3 protein-coding genes are annotated in these 3667 nt (G+C 53.3%); 1 reads left to right on the forward strand and 2 read right to left on the reverse strand.

All coding sequences use genetic code 11. From position 1 onward, the window contains the following. Nucleotides 1-178 precede the first annotated feature (178 nt). Nucleotides 179-1402, reverse strand: coding sequence for an MFS transporter (locus ACLQ7H_RS08225; protein WP_411752245.1), 1224 nt, complete (start codon nt 1400-1402; stop codon nt 179-181). A gap of 135 nt (nt 1403-1537) precedes the next feature. After that, complete coding sequence (locus tag ACLQ7H_RS08230; protein ID WP_411752246.1) at nt 1538-2611, reverse strand: sugar ABC transporter substrate-binding protein; 1074 nt, start codon at nt 2609-2611, stop codon at nt 1538-1540. Nucleotides 2612-2965: 354 nt separating this feature from the next. On the opposite strand from ACLQ7H_RS08230, the gene ACLQ7H_RS08235 reads away from it, so the two are divergent. Continuing rightward, the gene (locus ACLQ7H_RS08235; protein WP_411752247.1) at nt 2966-3331 is read left to right on the forward strand and encodes an endonuclease domain-containing protein; all 366 of its coding nucleotides are present in this window, start codon (nt 2966-2968) and stop codon (nt 3329-3331) included. The last annotated feature ends 336 nt before the right edge of the window (nt 3332-3667 follow it).

Raw genomic sequence — 3667 nt, forward strand, 5'->3', positions numbered from 1 at the left:
CCCTGACATATTTCCAACACAGATTAAATAGGTTGCCCATAGTGCATTCTCGTTGATGTTGACGCATTCATCATACAATTAAACTGTGAGCTACGCCACAAAACGCATCATGAATTCTCGCTATGCCCATCATGCCATTTTGGCAAGATTGCGACCGCCTTAAGTGTAGTGGGCCAGGCTATTCCGCGCTGCTGAGGCTGGCAGGGGGTTTTTGCTGTTCCGCCAACCGATGGCCGAGGAAGAAGAACAGCAGGCTGAACAACGCGGCGGCGATCAATACCAGGAACATCACCGGCGGTGGCGCGTAGCTTAGCAGGAAACCGCACATCACCGGGTTGATGGCACCCCCCAGATTACTCAGGCTCTGTACGCCGTAATAGCTGCCTTTCAGGTGTGACGGGGCGATAAAATCGATAAACATATATTCGACCGGAATGACGATGATTTCCCCCAAGGTGAAAATCGCCATGGCCAGCACCCATAGCCATATCGATTGCCCTGCCAGCATAAAGCCGAGCAGCCCCAGGACGAAAAATAGCGTGCCGAGCATCAGCCAGCGCAGCATGTTGTCCTGGCGCATACCGCGGCTTAGCAGATATTGCAGGGCGATAACGATGCAGGCGTTGACGATCATCACCACGCCAATCACCTTGTAGGCGAATTCGGCATCGCTAACGGTGATCAGATACTGCGACAGATAGCCGGTAAATTGGCCGAAGACCACCGCGCCTAACGTGCTGCCGAGGGTGAAGTAGATCAGCCGCCGATCGCTACGCAGCACATTCACTGTTTGGCGGAAATTGAGCACCGACGGTGGAGTGTTGCCGGTCTCTGCTAGCGGTGGCGATAGATAGTTGCGCAGGCGGAAGCTGAGGGTTATCACCGTGAGTAATGCCAATCCCCCGGAAAGGTAGAACGGCAGCAGTGGGCTGTAACCGGCCACCATTACGCCCAATGATGAGCCGACAGCCCAACCAACGTTAACCAGCGTATAGTTGATCGAGAAGGCCTTGATACGCTGGTTTACCGGCAGCCAACTGGCAAAGCAGGCCTTGATGGCGATACTGAGCACCGCATAGGCGGTATGTAAGATGGCCAACACCAGAATGACCCCAGCAGGTCGCGAGACCCACGGGATAGCAAAAAAGCTCAGCGAAAATAGCAGAATGGCCAGCAAGATCAGCGGATTTTTATTAAAGCGATCGACCAGATAGCCGCCATAAAAGCTGCTGATGATGCCGATAGTCAGGCTGACGCCAAGAATAATGCCCACGCTTTTGGGCAGCAGATGGAAGTGCTCGGTCAGGTAAATGGTGATAAAGGGCAGCGTGACGCCACGGCCTATGGTCAGCACCAGCGAACTTGCCAGCAATATCTTAATCAGTGGGGGGAATCCCTTCATAACCAAACCTGTTGATGCATACAGTTATTACGCCAATGCAACTACAGTAGCTTATTTTGTGATGCAGAGCAGAGAAAAACGGAAAAATTGTTTAAAAAAAAGAGGCTACGTCTGTAGCCCCTCGGTAATACAGCATTATTTACCGGATTTGGCCTGCAGGGTAGCAAACCAAGGCTGGATGAAATCTTCGCTGCTGCCCCAGCCTGGAATAATTTTGCCCAGTGAGGCGACGTTGATTGGACCGGTCTGGCTGACCAGCAGGGCCTGCGGGATGGCGGCGGCTTTAAACTGGTAGGTTGCTGGGGTTGGCTCACCCGCCAGTTTATTGGCGATCAGCCGTAGGTTGACGGCCCCGATCAGCTTGGTATCCACCGCGACGCTGACCTTCCACGGGCTACCGGCTTCGCGCATCAATTGCAGATCCTGGTTGGAGATATCGATGCTGTACAGTTTGATCTCGGTGCGGCCATTCTCTTGCAGTGCCTTATAGGCTCCCTGGCTGAAGGCATCCCAGGTGCCCCAGATGGCATCGATTTTACCTTTCGGGTATTTGGCGAGCACTGCACCTACTTTATTGGCGGTATCGCCCTGAACGTCGGAGGATACTGCCCCGATCGATTCCAACTCATGAATGCCCGGATTTTGCTTGAGCAACTGCTGGTAAGCGACCTGGCGCCGCTCCATCGGCGGGAAACCCGCGACCCACAGCTTGATAATGTTGGCCTTGCCGTCGAAGTCTTTAATTAACTGGCCGAAGGATTCATTGGCCAGCGAGGCATCATCCTGTTGGGAAACGGTGACGCCGGGGATCGCGCCGCTAACGTCGGTATCAAAGGCCGACACCGCAATGCCTGCCGCGGCGATGCGCTTTACCAGATCGGTAGAATAGGGCGCGCGTCCTTGAGAAAGAATGATTCCGTCATACTTCTGGCTGATGGCCTGGTTGACGAAGTCCTGAAAACGCGCGTCGTCACCGTTGCTCAGGAAGGTATCCACCTTGAAACCGAGTTTGCGCCCCTCTTGGATTGCTCCGGCCAAAAACTGGGTGGTGTTGTCATCGGAACCCAGGTTACGGATCACCGCGACGCGGATCTGCCCTTGATGTTGGGCAATAGCGTCAGGAACGGGGGCAAGCGTGGCTTCTGCGGCCAGCAGGGGCAGGCTGGTCAGCAGGCTTAGGGCGAGCAGTGAGGTCTTTATCGTTTTCATTATTGGCTCCGAAGCAGGTGAAGAGTTCCCGGTAAAATAAACAATGCATACCCTATAGATTTCAAGTTGTAGCTAGGCGACAAGCTTGTTCATCCCCAGGAGCTTACGTTTAGTAAGTGACTGGGGTGGACAAGCGCAGGTAACAACGCTACAGCTTGAAAGATGACGGGTATAGCTGTCTTTCTGTCTAGACGTCTATATCATACAATGCAGCATCATAACCAGATGCCCGGCAATTGGGAATCCACCGGCTTATGAATTTTTTTCAGCTGATATAACGATGGGTTTGGATGGGGTGCGCAGTTTTGGCAGGGGCCGGGAGATCGACGGTGCTGGTGGCGGTAATCTTGGCTGATGAAGAGTGCAATCACGCTGATTAAGGCGCGCCGTTTAAGATCTGATATGACCGAGGCAGAACAAGCCTTGTGGCTGCAGCTGCGCGATCGCCGCTTGGCGGGGTTTAAGTTTCGGCGGCAATTTCCGGTTGGGCCTTTCTTTGCCGATTTTGCCTGTTGGCAGGCGAAGCTGATTGTTGAGCTGGATGGTGGTCAGCATTCGGATCAGGTGGTTTATGACCAGCAGCGCACCCATTTTCTTGAGCAGCAGGGTTTTACCGTGATTCGCTTTTGGAATGATGAGGTTTTACTTAATTGGGAGGGCGTGAGACAGGTGATTTTATGGAATTTGCAGCGCAAGATATCCCCTCATTCTGGCCGTTGAGATCGCCCCTCACCCCAACCCTCTCCCGGAGGGCGAGGGAGCTGCCCGGAGCATATAATTAGCCCGTGCAGCTTCGGAAAGTAAGAAGTAAGAAGAAAGGCTGGGTATAACTCAGAGAAATCAACGAACTCGATCAGTCCCCTTGAGGGTGAGGGAGTCGTCCAGAGCGTTAGTTAGCCCGTGTGGTTTCGGAAAGTAAGAAGTAAGAAGAAAGGCTGGGTATAACTCAGCGAAATCAACGAACTCGATCGGTCCCCTTGAGGGCGAGGAAGTCGTTCGGAGCGTTAGTTAGCCCGTGCGGTTTCGGAAAGTAAGAAGTAAGAAGAAAGGCTGGGT

It is taken from the genome of Serratia sp. (in: enterobacteria) (assembly GCF_046715635.1).
GTDB lineage: Bacteria > Pseudomonadota > Gammaproteobacteria > Enterobacterales > Enterobacteriaceae > Chania.